The sequence below is a fragment of the Chryseobacterium sp. YIM B08800 genome, from assembly GCF_026163565.1.
Lineage (GTDB): Bacteria > Bacteroidota > Bacteroidia > Flavobacteriales > Weeksellaceae > Chryseobacterium.
Map to the genome: position 1 here is coordinate 1 of NZ_JAPDKN010000030.1, position 16,874 is coordinate 16,874.

Consider the following 16,874-nt stretch of genomic DNA (forward strand, 5'->3'; position numbering starts at 1 on the left):
TTAACCTAAAGAATTTGCATATTAACATAGAACATCGGGGCTAGGGTGGCGGTTAGCCATTTAAAAGGTTAAAAAACACACAAAAACTGTTATAAATCATTTTATGGCTATTTTACAGAATAAATCAAAAAATCTGCGCCATCTGCAAAATCCGCGAGATATTTTAAAACGTATAATCTCCATCAACCCTTAAAAATTTATCAAAAAACTAAAGATTGGTTTCCTTAAAAATTAGTTCCGAAGAAATAACTCAACGGTGGCTTGAGTGAAATCTGATTGTATTTATTTAAAAATCTTATTCAAGAACAACAAAAAAGTGCCGAAAATAATTTCGACACTCGTATTTAAATTAAATTTCATTTTAAACCGTGCATTAATCTCTGTTTTTTAATAAAACCCAACCAGATATTTGTACTGTTTTTTTTGTGATTTTATCTTCCCAACTTAATTTATACCAATAAGTTTCTGTAGGTAAAGGTCTTCCAATGTATTTACCATCCCAAATAGGTGTTTTTGGTGAAGCTTTGAATACTGTTTTTCCATATCGGTCAAAAATACTTCCTTCAAAATTTCCGTATTTGCTGATTTCACTAAAATCGATAACATCATTTTTGCCATCGCTATTTGGTGTAATGACATTTGCCATAAAGAATGTGTAATATTCAGTTGAAGTTTCACAAGTTGCACCTTGGTATTTCACCTTTATGGAATATTGAGTGTTTTTCATTACACTGAATACATTTGAATTTTGCCACGTTACACCATTGTCTATGGAATATTCTACCGGCAGAGTTCCTGTATTTTTAATAATAATTGTTAATAGATTGTTGTTGTATGTGATTTCTTTAATTTCTGGAGTTACAATATATCCTACGGTTGCGGTGAAAGTTTTTGAACAAACTCCATTGCTGATGGTAACTGTATAGGTTCCGGCTGTTGTTGGGTTTATTGTCTGGGTGGTTGCTCCTGTGTTCCAGATATAGGTGTAGTTAGGTCTGGCTCCTGCATCTAAAACTCCTTTGTCGCCTTTGCAGATTTCAATACTCTGTAATGTTGAAGTGATTTCCGGCACTACAGTAATGGTAATTGTTGCCGGATTTGCTGCCGCGCAACCATTTGTTCCTACTCCGGTTACTGTGTAGGTTGTTGTAGTTGTTGGTGAAACAGTTTGTGTGTTTCCGTTGCCTGCTATTCCTGTCCAGGTGTAGGTATTTGCTCCAATTGCAGTAAGAGTGATTGTTTCGCCTTGGCAAATTGTTGTTTTGGTTGCCGTAATATTTATCACTGGAGGTGTGATGTTTTTAATGACATTTACGGAGCCTTGTTTTGTGCATCCATTTACAGTTGCGCTCGTAATGGTTAAAGTGTAAGTTCCTGCATTGTTTACAATAGGAGTTAGTGTATTTGCTCCTGAAACAATATTTCCGCCTCCCGTTGCTGTCCATAAAAATATAGCTCCGGGTTGAAAATTAGAAAGCGTTGCGTTTAAAGTAATTTGTGTGTTTGTGCAGTTTATTTCTCCCGGTGCATTAATGTTGACAGTAATTGCAGGATCCATAATTGTTGTTACAGATTTTGTGTATTGGCAACCATCCGGAGTTGTTACTGTTACGGTATGGATTCCCGGAGTGTTTATTGTTGCTGTTGCCGTGGTTGCTCCATTTGACCAGAGATAAGTATTTCCGGCTCCGTTTGCTGTAGCTGTTAATGTTGTTGAAGTGCCTTCGCAGAATGTTAATATTCCTGAAATTTGAACATTCGGATTTGTTCCTTGAGTAATATTTATTGAAACTGGTTCACTTGTGCACGTTCCATTATTATGAATTAAAGTGTATATTCCGGGTGTAGTAACTGTTATTGTTTGTGTTGTTGCGCCGTTTGACCAAGTATTTCCTGTTGCAAAATTTGATGTTAAGGTAACCGGATTGTTATTACAAATTATAGTAGATGAACTTGTAATTGTAGGAATTGGTTTTAAATTAACAATTAACTGTAATTCTGCAATTCTAGAACAAGAACCGGTTTTAACTAAAACATAAACGATTGTATTTCCGGAAGTGTAAGTTGCCGGAACCGGAATTGTATTCCCGTTTTCAGCTAAAGCATCGGCTTGATTCTGATAATAACTAAAAGTAATTCCTGGAGTTGTGCTGATGTTGGGTTGAGCTGAAATTAAATTAAATGTTCCTGTGTTTGAGTTGGAACATAAACTTAAAGATGTGTTTTGTACAACAGGAACTGCTCCTTGAGTAACTGTTACAGATTTTGTATACTGACAGTTGCTTGGAGTTGTTACAGTTACGGTATAGACTCCCGGGGTAGAAACTGAAATTATATTTCCTGCCGCTCCGGTTGACCACGCATAAGTATTTCCTGTTCCGTTAGAACTTGCTGTTAAATTTGATGGAGATCCACAGCTAATCAGATTTCCTGAAATTTGAAGATTTGGATCAGCTTCTGCCGTTAAAGTAACTGAAGTAGGAGCACTTGTACAAGCTCCATTCGAAACAGTTACCGAATAAGTTCCACCTGTTGTTACGGTGATAGCTTGAGTTGTGGCACCGTTTGACCAAGTGTTTCCTGTTGTTGCGCTGGATGTTAATGTAACATTTCCTCCAAAGCAGATTGTTGAGGATGAGCTTGTAATCGTTGGTGCAGAAAGCTGAGTGATATTTAATTGCAATGTAACGACTTTTGCACAGGTTGTTGATTTTACTCTTACATAAATTGTGGCATTTCCTGACGTAAAATTTGTTGGGGCAGCTATTGTGCTTGTGTTTCCTGCAATAGCATCTGCCTGATTTAAATAATAGTCAAACGTTACTCCCGGAGTTGTACTTATATTTGGTTCCGCGGTAGTTAAATTAAAAACTGCAGTTGTTGTGTTGGAGCAATTTGCTAATGTTGTGTTTTGAGCTACCGGAACAACACCTTGTATTACCGTTACAGATTTTGTGTATTGGCAATTTGCTAAAGTTTTTACAGTTACAGTGTAAGTTCCGGGAGTTGTCACGTTGATAGCAGCTGTTGTAGCTCCTGTTGACCATAAGTAAGTGTTTCCTGTTCCGGTTGAGGTGGCTGTAAGTGTAGTAGAAGTTGCTTCGCATAAAATTAAATTACCACTAATCTGCGGATTGGCATCGGTATCTTGAGTGATATTTATTGAAGCTTGTGGGCTTGTACAGATTCCATTAGTGCTTGTTAAAGTATACGTTCCCGGAGTTGTTACTGTGATAGATGGTGTAGTTTCTCCTGTTGACCATGTGTTTCCTGTAGCATTGTTGGAGGTTAGAGTGATACTTCCACCCGGGCAAAGTTTGGTGGTAGATGAAGATATTGAAGCGGTTAAACTCTTGTCTTTGAAAACAATAGCATTGGTCTGTTTGCAAGCACTGGCTGTGCTCGTTGGATTGTTTGGATCTTGATAACTAATACTATAATAATAAGTTGTCGTTGTATTTACTGTAGTTGGAGTGGTTATCGGATTTGTTCCTGTTGCCGCATTGTTTGCTGTGTCATAATAACTTACAGTAAAATTAGGATTTCCATTTATAATTCCTGCAGATAAAGTATTAAAGTTAAAAGTTGCGGTATTTCCACAAATTCCAATTTCTCTTGGTGAGTTTGCATTTGGTCCTGCAGTTCCTGGTGGAATAAACGGATTTGGCGCAGTTGTACCATTGGTAAAAGGAGATACAAATGTTGCGGTTCCTCCCCATGTTAAATTAAAAGTATATACAGTTGATGACCAGTTGTCGATGTATAAATAATAGGTTTGACCAGCTACAACATCCATGTATTTACAATAAGGATTGGTATTTCCTGCTCCTGATGAAGTGTTGGTATTGGTCATGTTCATCCCTGTATTGGTGAAATTTCCCGAAGCGTTACATCTGATTGGTGTGCCTCTGTTTGAGCAGGTTACATTAGGACCGTAAATTGCCCAATCGTAATCGACAGGTCCGGTTGGTACAAGATCAAAAGTTAAAGTCCCGCTGGTTGCAATCGTAAATTTGTACCACACAGAATGATTTTCAAAAGAAAGGCATCCGCCAAGTGTTTCATTGGTATTTCCTATTCCTGAAGGAGTGTAATTGATGTTTGAGTTTCCGCACACTGTAATTGCAGAGATACAATCTTCCTGAGCAAAAGCTGAAATATGAAAGATGAATAATAAAGAAAAGAATAATTTTTTTATCATATCTGAAAATTTAGAGTGTTTTTTTGTAATAAGCCATCAATAACTCCATATAGTTAAATAAAGAGTTTTTTATGTGATTTTAGTGTGGATTTTTAGTCGTCCTAAAAGATGACGGGATAGAATAAGTAGTTTTTTATCATTGTGTTTTATTTAGATTAAAGACAAATTTATATAAATAATGTTAATTAACGGCTTTTTTTTAATGAAATTGCATTTTTTTATTAATTATTAAGATTGATAAGTGTCTAAAATACCTTATTTATTGAATAAAATAAATGGTATTCAATAGTTGTTTGCATTTTTTTAGCCATCAAGTTTGTGTATTAAATAAAAAAACTTTAGTTTTGCAATCCAAAATGAGATGTAATATATGTTAATAATTCCAGTAAAAGACGGAGAGTCTATCGACAGAGCGTTAAAAAAATATAAAAGAAAATTTGATAAAACGGGTACAGTTCGTCAATTAAGAGCTAGACAACAATTTATCAAGCCTTCTGTAACTCTTAGACAAGCTAGATTAAAAGCGGCTTATAAGCAAAGAGGATTAAGCAAGGAAGAGCAAGCTTAAGAATTTTCTTAAACACATACTAAATCACTTCTTAAATAGTTATATTTGAGAAGTGATTTTTTGTTTTTATACTTACCAAAATGCAAGATAAATTTTTAGATTATTTACAGTTTGAAAAGAGGTATTCGCCTCATACCATTACAAGCTATCGTCGTGATCTTGACGATTTTTATTCTTTTTATCTTAAAACTGAATCTTCGGAAGATCTTCTTAAAGTAGATAAGAAAATCATCAGAAATTTTGTTGTTGAACTGAGCGAAAACGGGATTTCAAAAAGAACAATTAACCGGAAGCTTTCTACGCTTCGAAGTTTTTATCTATTTCTTCTAAAACTGGGCGAGATTAAAGTTTCTCCTGTCGAAAGTGTATCATCCTTGAAGTTTTACCCTGAAAAACAAATTCCTATCTCACAGGATGAGATGAGCGTTTTGCAAAGTGAAATATTTTCTGAAGTAGAAGACTTGCTTGTGAAATCAATTATCGAAATTTTATATCAGACGGGAATTCGGAAATCTGAACTTTGTGGCTTAATATTTGAAAGTGTAAACTTAGAAGAAAACGAACTTAAAATCTTAGGAAAAGGTAATAAAGAAAGGTATATTCCTATTTCTGAAAACTTGAGTTCTTTGCTTAAAGACTATCTTAAAACACGAAAACCGCAGGAAGAATTTAAGTCATATTTTTTTGTCAATAAAAAGGGAAAAAAACTGACTGAAAAATTTGTCTATGTAGTAGTTAATAAGTACCTTAGTCTTATAACTTCTAAGCAAAAAAGAAGTCCTCATATTTTAAGACACAGCTTCGCGACGCATGTTTTAGACAATGGGGCAGAGATATCAAAAGTAAAAAAAATATTGGGTCATTCTAGTCTTGCAAGCACACAAGTGTACACTAATGCCAATATTGAACAGTTGAAAAAAGTGTTTAATCAGTCTCATCCAAGAGCAATTAAAAAAGAAGAATTATGAAGATTTCAGTACAAGCAATCGGCTTAACTCCACACGAACCACTAGAGTCACATGTAGACAAAAAAGTAAGTAAACTAGATACGTTTTATGACAAAATTCAAGAATGTAAAGTTTTCTTGAAAGTAGAAAATAACTCAGACAAAACAAATAAAACTACCGAATTGATTTTGGTCGTTCCAGGTGATGATATTGTTGTAAAAAAGACATCTTCCAGCTTTGAAGAAAGTTTAGATCTTTGTGTTGATGCGGCTAAGAAACTGTTAATCAAGAAAAAAGAATTAGCGTAATAAAAAAAGTAAAAAAACTTTGATAAAAAGTTTGAGATTTCAAAAAATCTGTTCTATATTTGCACTCGCAAAAAGGAACATCGATCTTTTGAAATCTTTTTAATTTTGCCTCCATAGCTCAGTTGGCTAGAGCAGCTGATTTGTAATCAGCAGGTCGTGGGTTCGAGTCCCTCTGGAGGCTCAATTTAATATAAAATATCTGGGGAGATTCCAGAGTGGCTAAATGGGACTGACTGTAACTCAGTTGCTTCGGCTTCGTAGGTTCGAATCCTGCTCTCCCCACATTTTATATTAGAAAAATAATTAAAAAAAAGTCTTGCAGGTTCGAAATAAAATTTATAGATTTGCAAACCGTTACCAATGATTTTGGAAACAAAATTGCGGAAGTAGCTCAGTTGGTAGAGCGTCAGCCTTCCAAGCTGAATGTCGCGAGTTCGACCCTCGTCTTCCGCTCAATTTCACACCGCATTAGGCGTGATTTTTTTTAACTGCTGATGCAGCGCAGAGTAGAGTTTCTCTGATAGCCTTCAGTTTTTATTAAATTGCCTCCATAGCTCAGTTGGCTAGAGCAGCTGATTTGTAATCAGCAGGTCGTGGGTTCGAGTCCCTCTGGAGGCTCAATTTAATATAAAATATCTGGGGAGATTCCAGAGTGGCTAAATGGGACTGACTGTAACTCAGTTGCTTCGGCTTCGTAGGTTCGAATCCTGCTCTCCCCACATTTTATATTAGAAAAATAATTAAAAAAAAGTCTTGCAGGTTCGAAATAAAATTTATAGATTTGCAAACCGTTACCAATGATTTTGGAAACAAAATTGCGGAAGTAGCTCAGTTGGTAGAGCGTCAGCCTTCCAAGCTGAATGTCGCGAGTTCGACCCTCGTCTTCCGCTCAATTTCACACCGCATTAGGCGTGATTTTTTTTAACTGCTGATGCAGCGCAGAGTAGAGTTTCTCTGATAGCCTTCAGTTTTTATTAAATTGCCTCCATAGCTCAGTTGGCTAGAGCAGCTGATTTGTAATCAGCAGGTCGTGGGTTCGAGTCCCTCTGGAGGCTCAATTTAATATAAAATATCTGGGGAGATTCCAGAGTGGCTAAATGGGACTGACTGTAACTCAGTTGCTTCGGCTTCGTAGGTTCGAATCCTGCTCTCCCCACATTTTATATTAGAAAAAAACTTGCATGTTTAAAGGGTTTTCCTTAAGTTTGCACAGCGTTTACCAATAATTTTGGAAACAAAATTGCGGAAGTAGCTCAGTTGGTAGAGCGTCAGCCTTCCAAGCTGAATGTCGCGAGTTCGACCCTCGTCTTCCGCTCAAATTCACACCGCATTAGGCGTGATTTTTTTTAACTGCTGATGCAGCGCAGAGTAGAGTTTCTCTGATAGCCTTCAGTTTTTATTAAATTGCCTCCATAGCTCAGTTGGCTAGAGCAGCTGATTTGTAATCAGCAGGTCGTGGGTTCGAGTCCCTCTGGAGGCTCAATTTAATATAAAATATCTGGGGAGATTCCAGAGTGGCTAAATGGGACTGACTGTAACTCAGTTGCTTCGGCTTCGTAGGTTCGAATCCTGCTCTCCCCACATTTTATATTAGAAAAAAACTTGCATGTTTAAAGGGTTTTCCTTAAGTTTGCACAGCGTTTACCAATAATTTTGGAAACAAAATTGCGGAAGTAGCTCAGTTGGTAGAGCGTCAGCCTTCCAAGCTGAATGTCGCGAGTTCGACCCTCGTCTTCCGCTCAAATTCACACCGCATTAGGCGTGATTTTTTTTAACTGCTGATGCAGCGCAGAGTAGAGTTTCTCTGATAGCCTTCAGTTTTTATTAAATTGCCTCCATAGCTCAGTTGGCTAGAGCAGCTGATTTGTAATCAGCAGGTCGTGGGTTCGAGTCCCTCTGGAGGCTCAATTTAATATAAAATATCTGGGGAGATTCCAGAGTGGCTAAATGGGACTGACTGTAACTCAGTTGCTTCGGCTTCGTAGGTTCGAATCCTGCTCTCCCCACATTTTATATTACAAAAAAACTTGCATGTTTAAAGGGTTTTCCTTAAGTTTGCACAGCGTTTACCAATAATTTTGGAAACAAAATTGCGGAAGTAGCTCAGTTGGTAGAGCGTCAGCCTTCCAAGCTGAATGTCGCGAGTTCGACCCTCGTCTTCCGCTCAAAAAAAATCACTCTTTTATAGCGTGATTTTTTTGTTTAAGCCGACTTAGCTCAGCGGTAGAGTGCTTCCTTGGTAAGGAAGAGGTCACGGGTTCAAGTCCCGTAGTTGGCTCACTTTTCATCCCGATTTCTTCGGGATTTTTTTTGCCTTAAACTTTAAATATAAAAAGCATTTCAATTTCTAATATCCTTTTTAAAATAAGCAGAACTTTTTTCAAATTAAAGTTTAATATTATTTTAATCAATCATAATATAAGGTTTGAAAGACTTTAGAAAGAAGTATTTAGGAAACCTGAAAATTAAGCCTAAAAGTTTTGTCAAATTAATTCCATCAAATAATCCTGAAATTTTCATTAAATTCGTTATAAATATTTCTTGATGAACATTCTCCTATTAGAAGACGACCTTATTCTCTCTGCAGAGTTGAGTAAATTTTTAGAATCAAATCAATTTACATGTGATAAAATTTATGACGGCGAGACTTTTCTCCGCCAGATAAAGAATAATGTGTACGATTTATATCTTTTAGACATTAATGTTCCAAAGGTTAACGGATTGGATGTTTGTCAGACTATTCGCTCTTTCGATAAAAATACGCCGATCATTATTATTTCGGCTTATGGAGATATTTCCGATAAGAAAGATGCGTTTACGAGATTGGCAGATGATTATTTGGTGAAGCCTTTTCAGTTTGAAGAATTATTGCTTAGAATGAACTCACTTTTAAGAAGAAAAGTTCCTTCTGACAATATAGATTTAGATATTATAAGGATAGATGATTTAATTATTAATAAAACCGAACAAAAAGTTTTCCGTGCAGGAAATGAAATTGCTTTAACTTTAAAAGAATTCCAGCTTCTTGTTTATCTCGCGGAAGCGCAGGGAAGAACGGTTTCTAAACAACAGATCACCGAAAATGTCTGGGAACATAATTTTAATACCAATACCAATACGGTAGAAGTTTACATCAATTTTTTAAGAAAGAAGATCGACAAAGAATATAAAGTGAAGCTCATTCATACAAGATCTGGTTTTGGATATTATCTCAATCCTTTATAAATATTAACACTAAAAACCAACAACCAACAACTAACAACAAGTCACTAACAACCATTTGAATGTCTTTAAAAAGAAAGATTGCACTTACTTTAAGCGTTTCGTTCTCACTGCTTTTTGGGGTGGTTTTGATTATTATTTATATTTCGTTTAATGATTTCCGTAGAGAAGAGTTTAAAGACCGATTTGTAAGGCGATTAGGGTTTACCACCAATTTTATTTCAAAATCTAAAAATTTTGAGAACGAAGCACCTATTTTTTTTAATGAAAACTCAGATAATTTTCTTCTCAATGAAACTATTTTAATTTTTAATGCAGATAAAGAACTTATTTATAGTACAATAAAAGACCAAAAAGTAACCTGGAATAAAGAACTTCTTACCGAACTCGATAAGAAAAAAGATATTTACAACGAAGATGCCGTTCCGGAAGTGTATGCCGCTTTAAAAAACATCAACGGAGAAAACTATTATATTCTCACCAGTGCATACGACACCAACGGAAAATCGAAGTTGGAGTACTTGAAATATCTTTTAATTACAGCTTTTATTACCTGTACTTTGCTGATTGGTTTTTTTAGTTATTATTTTATGGGAAAATTTCTTCAGCCTTTGGAAGATTTGAACAAAGAAATCTCGGAGGTGACGGCTCATAAACTGACGACGCAAATTCCGGTAGAACAGTCTAATGACGAAATCAGTATTTTGGCGAAGTCTTTTAATACGATGATTTCAAGATTAAATGATGTTTTTCAGTCGCAAAAAGATTTTACAGCAAGTGCATCTCACGAAATCAGAACGCCAATCACAAGAATGGCCTTTCAGCTGGAAAATTTAATTAAATTAGAGCAACATTCTCCGGAAACTCTTTCTGCTCTGAAACAGATGCTGAAAGATGTTTATCAATTATCTGATCTTACCAATTCGCTTTTACTTCTCACAAAATTTGATAAAGAAAATATTCAGAGTATTTATGAAGAAGTAAGAATTGATGAAGTGATTTTCGAATCTTTCGATCGTGTACAAAAAAGTTATCCCAATCTTAAAATGGATTTTCTGATTTCTGAAGAAACACAGGAAAATGCTTTTCTTACAATCAATGGAGTGCAGTCACTTTTAGATATAGTCTTTATTAATTTATTGAAAAACGCTGCGGTATATTCTGATAATGCTGATGTGAAAATTCTGATCACTGAAAAGGAAACTCATCTCTCAGTAGATGTGTTTTCAGAAGGGAATACCATTTCGGAAGAAGAACAACCGAAACTTTTTGAAGCTTTCATGCGCGGAAACAATTCTCAGAATATTTCCGGCTCCGGTCTTGGGCTTCGAATTGCAAAAAGAATCTTAGAATATCATAATGCAAATATTCAATACAATTCCCCTTCTGAAAACATGAATAAGTTTAGCGTGATTTTTAATAAATAATTTTTTAAAATTTACTTTCTCGAAGTTTAAATAAATTCTGTAGATACTAATAAAAAAATCTGCTTAATTCGCTCAATCTGCGAGAGTATTTTATTATGCAATTTTAAAATAGAATCTGTGAAATCTGTGTCATCTGTGAAAAAATTATAAACCATTAAGATTTATTAAGGAGTTAAGAATATTAAGCTGAACTTTGTTTAAGACTTATCATTTTAAAATCTATTTGATTTTTCTTAATAAACCTTAACTACTTAAATTTTCTTAATGGTTCAAATTAAGAGTTCGCAAAATATTTTCATTCCCTCCCAAAACCAAATTTAATTTTTTTTTAAGCCTCCTTTAAGTTCGTTTTAATCGAGCAACCGCACTTTTGTCATTAAAATTGAGAGAATGAACAAAATTGCAGGACTGTTCGTGGTGATTTCTTCGATGATATCTGCACAGCAGCAAATGTCGCTTTTGGAGTGCGAAAATGCCTTTCAGCAAAACAATCTTCAGCTTCTTGCCGAGCAATACAGCATCAATATGGCAGATGCAGATATTTTGCAGGCGAAAATCTGGGAACTTCCTCAGATGAGTGGTTATATCAACGCTTATAATCCCCAAGACAAAAGAGTTTTGGATGCAGGAAGAGCAAAAGGTTTCGAAGTGACCCAACTGATCTATATGGGCGGAAAAAAGAAAAACGAAATCGCTTTTGCAAAATCTAATAAAGAGCTGGCTCAATTACAATTTTCACAGCTTTTGGTTGAGTTGAGAACTCAGCTTCATACCAATTACTACAATCTTTACTACGAAAAACTCAAGCTTGAAAATACCAACAAGCAATTGGGGTATATGAATGACCTTTTGAAAGCGTATAAAGTACAGTCTGCAAAAGGAAATGTTTCGTTGAAAGATGAAGTAAGACTTCAAAGTATCGTTATTCAGCTGAATAATGACAAAGTTGGCATCAATAAAAATCTTTTGGAATTTGAGCAAAATCTTAAAGTTCTTACCGGGATCACAGAAAATATAGAGCCTGAGATTTCAGATGAAGAAGCCAAACAGATTTTAACGGCACAGCCTTTCGGTGATGATGAAGAATTGAAAAGAAAAGCATTAGAAAACAACGCCGATTATTTATTTATTTTAAAACTGATAGATAATTCTAAATTATATGCACAATGGCAAAAATCATTGAATGTTCCCGATTTGAATGTCGGTGCAGAATACGATCAAGCTTCCGGAACTTTTAATAATGAAATTAATTTGAAGGTCGGAATTCCTATTCCATTATGGAAAAGCAATAAAGGGAATGTAGAAAAAGCCAATTATGCTATTAAACAGAATCAGAAAAACGCAGAATTTCAGAAACTCAATTTAGAGACGAAAGTGCAGTCTGCCTTTCAGATCTGGAAAACCCAATACGATCAGTTAGCCGAAATAAAATCTACCGACTTAAGTAATCTTGATCTTGTCTATGATGGAATGCTTAAAAATTTCAGAAACGGTAACATCAGTTTAATCGAATTTACAGATTTCATGGAAAGCTATCGTCAAACCGCGCTACAGATCTATGATATGAAAAACGATCTGATGGAATCTGCCATTAAGCTTAATCAATTAGTACAAACCAAAATCTTCTATTAAATATAAAATTTCTGCTGTCTTTGCTAAGTGAAACGCCTTTGCGAACTTAAAAACGGCATGTTATTTAAAAAAATCTTTGCGCCCTTTGCGTTTTAATAATAATCTACAATGAAAAAAATAATTATACCCTTATTTTCAGCCTTGCTTTTATGGTCATGCTCAAAGCCCGAAATTGCAAAAACTCCCGAGCCAAAAGGTTTTGAATTAAGCAATACAATGCTCGAATCAATTTCCACAGCGAAAGTTGAGAATAGAAATATAGAAGATTCATACAGTTTTTACGGTAAAATCTCTGCTGACAGAAATTCCTACATCGACGTCTTTCCGTTGGTCGGAGGAAATGTGATGAGTGTCAATGTGGAATTGGGAGATCATGTAAGAAAAGGTCAGGTTTTAGCAACGATAAGAAGTACCGAACTGGCAGAAGTACAAAAAGATGTAAGCGATGCAAGAACAGATCTGCAGGTTGCTAAAAACAATCTTCGTGTTGCCAGAGAAATGTATGAAGGAAAGCTAAATACCGAAAGAGATGTTCTCGAAGCAAAAAGCCAGCTTCAGAAAGCAGAAGACCAAATGCAGAGAGCATCTGCAGTAAGTACGGTTTACAATGTGAAAAACGGAAATATTTACAGTGTTTTAGCACCAATCAGCGGGTATATTGTTCATAAGGACATCAATAAAGATATGCAGCTGAGAAGTGACCGAAGCGAAAATATTTTTGATGTTGCCAATACCACCAATGTTTGGGCAATTATGAATGTCAATGAAGCCGATATCGATAAAATAAGTCTTGGAATGCCGGCTCAGGTTTCTACATTGTCTTATCCGGATAAAGTTTTTGACGGAAAAATTGATAAAATATTCAAAATTATCGATCCTGAAACCAATGCAATGCAGGCAAGAGTTGTTCTAGATAACGCTAATGGATTGTTGATTCCAGATAGCAAAGCAACCATAAAAGTTTCTAAATCTGAGAATAAAATGGCGCTTTCCATCCCTTCAAAAGCTGTGATATTTGATGATGACAGAAGTTATGTAGTGGTTTTTAAATCGAGAACTGATGTTAAGATCAAAGAAATTCAGGTTTTAAAACAGCTGGGTGACGTCACATACATCTCAGAAGGTCTGAAGGAAGGTGAAAATGTGATCACCAATAATCAGTTGTTGATCTATCGTTCTCTAAAAAATTAATTTGATTTAAACCATTGAGATATTTTGAAATAGTAAGCGATTATATAATTAACCTATTATTTAACCAAACTAAGGAGTCTTTTGATATGCCTTGAGACAGCTTTACCATTCATTTTCTTAATGGTTTTTAAATCATTAAGATAAAATTAAACATTTAGTTATTAGTCTAATATCTAAAGTCTAACATCTAATTTCTATCATGAATAAATTCATAAAAAATATAATATCGTTTTCACTTAAAAATAAGGCTTTTACTTTTATTTGGGTAGCGATCTTGGCGGTTGCAGGATTTATAAGTTTCAAAAACATGCCGATCGAAGCTTTTCCCGATGTTACCAATACTCAAATTGTGATCATTACGCAATGGGATGGTAGAAGTGCCGAAGAAGTCGAGCGTTTTGTCACGACGCCTATTGAACTAGCAATGAGTCCGGTTCAGAAAAAAACAAGTGTACGAAGTACCACAATGTTTGGTCTTTCTATTGTTAAGATCCTGTTTGATGATGGAGTTGATGATATGTTTGCCCGAAATATGGTAAACAATCAGCTTCGAAATGTAAGTCTTCCCGAAGGTATTGATCCCGAAGTGCAGCCTCCTTACGGACCGACCGGAGAAATTTTCAGATATACTTTAGAAAGCAAGAAAAAAGATTCCCGTGAGCTTCTTACTTTACAGAATTGGGTCATCGACAGAGCGCTTCGTGGTGTCCCAGGAGTTGCAGACATCAATGTTTTCGGAGGTCAGGATAAAGTTTTTGAGTTGAGTATCGATCCGAGAGCTTTAGATAAATATAATTTAACACCGTTGCAGGTTTATGAAGCGGTGACGAAAAGTAATTTAAATGTCGGTGGAGATGTTATCGAAAAAAACGGACAAGCCTATGTTGTACGAGGAATTGGTTTGGTACAGTCGATAGACGATATCGGCAATATTACCATTCATAATGATAGCGGAAACCCAATTTTGGTAAAATATGTTGCTGAGGTTCATGAAAGTTCGCGACCGAGGGTAGGGCAGGCTGGATTAAACAATCAGGATGATACCGTAGAAGGAATTGTCGTGATGAGAAAAGGTGAAAATCCGCGTGAAGTTTTGGTAGGCGTAAAAGCTAAAATTAAAGAGCTTAACGAAAAGATCCTTCCCAAAGATGTAAAAATGGTCACCTTCTACGACCGTGACAATCTGATGGATTTTACCACAGAAACCGTGATGCACAATTTGATGGAAGGAATCATCCTTGTTACGGTGATTGTTTTGATCTTTATGGCAGATTGGCGAACGACTTTAATTGTTTCCATTATTATTCCTCTGTCTTTGCTTTTTGCATTTTTATGTTTGAAAATGGCAGGAATGAGTGCTAATTTATTGTCATTGGGTGCGGTAGATTTCGGAATTATCATTGACGGAGCCGTCGTCATGGTCGAAGGTATTTTTGTAATGCTCGACCATAAAGCCAAAAGATACGGTCCTGAAAGATTTAATAAACTCGCAAAAGCAGGCTGGATCAAACAAACCGGAACAGGTTTAGGGAAAGCGATTTTCTTTTCAAAATTAATTATCATTACCTCATTAATTCCGATTTTCTCATTCCAGAAAGTGGAGGGTAAAATGTTTTCACCTTTAGCATTTACGCTTGGTTTTGCATTGTTGGGTGCTTTGATTTTTACCTTGACTTTGGTGCCGGTTTTAACGCATTTGCTTTTAAATAAAAATGTAAAAGAAAAAAACAATCCGTTTGTAAATTTTTGGGACAGAATTGTACTGAAAGGTTTCAAATTTACATTTAAAAATAAAAGATTAAGTCTAATTATTTCTATTTCATTTGTAGCGGTTACTTTGTTTTCAGGGAAATTTTTGGGAACGGAATTTTTACCGCAATTAAATGAAGGTTCACTTTGGATTACCGCCGAAATGCCGATGAGTTCATCTTTAAAAGAATCTTTGAAGACAGCCGATATTTTGAAGAAAGACATTATGAGCGTTCCCGAAGTGACCGATGTTTTGGCGCAAACCGGACGAAGCAACGACGGAACAGACCCGAATGGATTTGGATTTGTGCAGTTTGCGGTCAACCTTAAACCTAAAGATGAATGGAAAAGGAAGATCAGTTACGAACAGCTTACCGAAGAAATTGACAAAAAGCTGAGTAATTATCAAGGAATAACATTTAATTATTCACAACCGATTTCTGATAACGTTGCTGAAGCGGTTGCCGGTTTTAAAGCTGAAAACGGAATTAAAATTTATGGTGATAATCTTCAGACCTTAGATGAATTGGCTGATAAAGTTTTAAAATCAATAAAAGATGTAGATGGAGTACGTGATGCCGGAATTATTAAAAATATAGGTCAGCCGGAAGTGAATGTTGTTTGGGACAGAAATAAAATGGCAGCTTACGGTGTAATGCCGGAAGATGCACAAACTGTTCTGGAAATGGCTTTTGGTGGAAAAACAGCATCAGAAATGTATGATGGCGAAAGGAAATTTCCGATTCGTTTAAGATATTCTCACGAATTTAGAAAAGATGAAAATGACATCGCTTCGCTGATGATTCCTACCCAAGATGGAACAATGATTCCGCTGAAAGAAGTAGGGAATATCGTTAAAAACAACGGTGCCGCTTTTATTTATCGAGATGATATCAAACGTTATATCGGAATTAAATTCTCGATTCGTGACCGTGATCTGGGAGGAACAATTGCCGATGCGCAGAAAGAAGTAGCAAAAATTGATCTTCCTGAAGGCTATAAAGTGGGTTGGACTGGTCAGTTTGAAAATCAGCAAAGAGCAACCTCAAGACTTACAGAAGTGGTGCCGATAAGTATTTTGGGAATATTTTTCCTTTTGTTTATCCTTTTTGGAAACATGAAAGACTCTCTTTTAGTTTTGGCAAATGTACCTTTTGCTTTGATTGGAGGAATTATCGCGCTTCATTTAACCAGAATGAATTTCGGAATTTCTGCGGGAGTCGGAATGATTGCTTTATTGGGAATTTGTATTCAGAACGGGGTGATTTTGATTACGGAGTTTCATCAGAATGTAAAAGACGGATTACCGTTGGATGAAGCTGTATTTAACGGAGTGAAATCCCGAACAAGACCCGTAATTATGACTGCTTTAATGGCATCTATCGGATTATTACCTGCAGCATTATCCACCGGAATCGGTTCTGAATCTCAGAAACCTTTAGCTATTGTTATTATTGGTGGCTTGATTACAGCAACGGTTTTAACCTTACTTATTTTCCCAATTATCTTCTGGATTTTTAATAGAACGAAGAAAACTGAAGAAATTATTTAGAATTATCTTTCATTTACATTATATAGTTTGAAGCGCTGAAAAATTAATTTTTCAGCGCTTCTTTATTGCAAATTCTG

General features: G+C 35.6%; 9 protein-coding genes and 16 tRNA genes. 24 read left to right on the top strand and 1 reads right to left on the bottom strand.

Translation table 11 applies throughout. The features are described from left to right. Positions 1–373 precede the first annotated feature (373 nt). Positions 374–4,201, bottom strand: a complete 3,828-nt coding sequence (locus tag OEW74_RS12365) for a T9SS type B sorting domain-containing protein (RefSeq protein ID WP_265428785.1) — start codon at positions 4,199–4,201, stop codon at positions 374–376. A 370-nt stretch (positions 4,202–4,571) separates the two neighbouring features. On the opposite strand from OEW74_RS12365, the gene rpsU reads away from it, so the two are divergent. The 24 genes from rpsU (at position 4,572) to OEW74_RS12485 (ending at position 16,797) form a co-directional block, all read left to right on the top strand. Then, positions 4,572–4,769 carry a 30S ribosomal protein S21 gene (rpsU, locus tag OEW74_RS12370; RefSeq protein ID WP_034679125.1) on the top strand — a complete coding sequence of 66 codons (198 nt, stop codon included), beginning with the start codon at positions 4,572–4,574 and terminating at the stop codon, positions 4,767–4,769. Positions 4,770–4,849: 80 nt separating this feature from the next. Beyond that, the gene (locus OEW74_RS12375) at positions 4,850–5,737 is read left to right on the top strand and encodes a tyrosine-type recombinase/integrase (RefSeq protein WP_265428786.1); all 888 of its coding nucleotides are present in this window, start codon (positions 4,850–4,852) and stop codon (positions 5,735–5,737) included. Beyond that, entirely contained in the window at positions 5,734–6,024 is a 291-nt protein-coding gene (locus tag OEW74_RS12380; protein ID WP_265428787.1) for an HPF/RaiA family ribosome-associated protein, read from the top strand. Before OEW74_RS12375 ends, OEW74_RS12380 begins: the two co-directional genes overlap by 4 nt. 107 nt (positions 6,025–6,131) lie before the next feature. Further along, a tRNA-Thr gene (locus OEW74_RS12385) sits at positions 6,132–6,205 on the top strand. A gap of 20 nt (positions 6,206–6,225) precedes the next feature. Next, positions 6,226–6,306: transfer RNA gene (locus OEW74_RS12390), tRNA-Tyr, on the top strand. Positions 6,307–6,404: 98 nt separating this feature from the next. After that, positions 6,405–6,477: transfer RNA gene (locus OEW74_RS12395), tRNA-Gly, on the top strand. Between the two features lie 91 nt (positions 6,478–6,568). After that, a tRNA-Thr gene (locus tag OEW74_RS12400) sits at positions 6,569–6,642 on the top strand. Between the two features lie 20 nt (positions 6,643–6,662). Continuing rightward, a tRNA-Tyr gene (locus OEW74_RS12405) sits at positions 6,663–6,743 on the top strand. Between the two features lie 98 nt (positions 6,744–6,841). Beyond that, positions 6,842–6,914: transfer RNA gene (locus OEW74_RS12410), tRNA-Gly, on the top strand. Positions 6,915–7,005: 91 nt separating this feature from the next. Next, positions 7,006–7,079 (top strand) — tRNA-Thr (locus OEW74_RS12415). 20 nt (positions 7,080–7,099) lie between these two features. Further along, positions 7,100–7,180 (top strand) — tRNA-Tyr (locus OEW74_RS12420). Positions 7,181–7,266: 86 nt separating this feature from the next. After that, positions 7,267–7,339: transfer RNA gene (locus tag OEW74_RS12425), tRNA-Gly, on the top strand. Positions 7,340–7,430: 91 nt separating this feature from the next. After that, positions 7,431–7,504: transfer RNA gene (locus OEW74_RS12430), tRNA-Thr, on the top strand. Between the two features lie 20 nt (positions 7,505–7,524). Beyond that, positions 7,525–7,605, top strand: a tRNA-Tyr gene (locus OEW74_RS12435). Between the two features lie 86 nt (positions 7,606–7,691). After that, positions 7,692–7,764: transfer RNA gene (locus tag OEW74_RS12440), tRNA-Gly, on the top strand. A 91-nt stretch (positions 7,765–7,855) separates the two neighbouring features. Further along, positions 7,856–7,929 (top strand) — tRNA-Thr (locus OEW74_RS12445). A gap of 20 nt (positions 7,930–7,949) precedes the next feature. Beyond that, positions 7,950–8,030, top strand: a tRNA-Tyr gene (locus tag OEW74_RS12450). 86 nt (positions 8,031–8,116) lie between these two features. Then, positions 8,117–8,189: transfer RNA gene (locus OEW74_RS12455), tRNA-Gly, on the top strand. A 41-nt stretch (positions 8,190–8,230) separates the two neighbouring features. Further along, positions 8,231–8,302, top strand: a tRNA-Thr gene (locus tag OEW74_RS12460). Positions 8,303–8,568: 266 nt separating this feature from the next. After that, positions 8,569–9,249: a response regulator transcription factor gene (locus OEW74_RS12465; RefSeq protein ID WP_074232007.1), complete on the top strand. Its 681-nt coding sequence runs from the start codon at positions 8,569–8,571 to the stop codon at positions 9,247–9,249. A 59-nt stretch (positions 9,250–9,308) separates the two neighbouring features. After that, entirely contained in the window at positions 9,309–10,673 is a 1,365-nt protein-coding gene (locus OEW74_RS12470; protein WP_265428788.1) for an ATP-binding protein, read from the top strand. A gap of 390 nt (positions 10,674–11,063) precedes the next feature. Beyond that, positions 11,064–12,305, top strand: coding sequence for a TolC family protein (locus tag OEW74_RS12475; RefSeq protein ID WP_265428789.1), 1,242 nt, complete (start codon positions 11,064–11,066; stop codon positions 12,303–12,305). 108 nt (positions 12,306–12,413) lie between these two features. Then, positions 12,414–13,496, top strand: coding sequence for an efflux RND transporter periplasmic adaptor subunit (locus OEW74_RS12480; protein ID WP_265428790.1), 1,083 nt, complete (start codon positions 12,414–12,416; stop codon positions 13,494–13,496). 199 nt (positions 13,497–13,695) lie between these two features. Next, the gene (locus OEW74_RS12485) at positions 13,696–16,797 is read left to right on the top strand and encodes an efflux RND transporter permease subunit (protein WP_265428791.1); all 3,102 of its coding nucleotides are present in this window, start codon (positions 13,696–13,698) and stop codon (positions 16,795–16,797) included. The last annotated feature ends 77 nt before the right edge of the window (positions 16,798–16,874 follow it).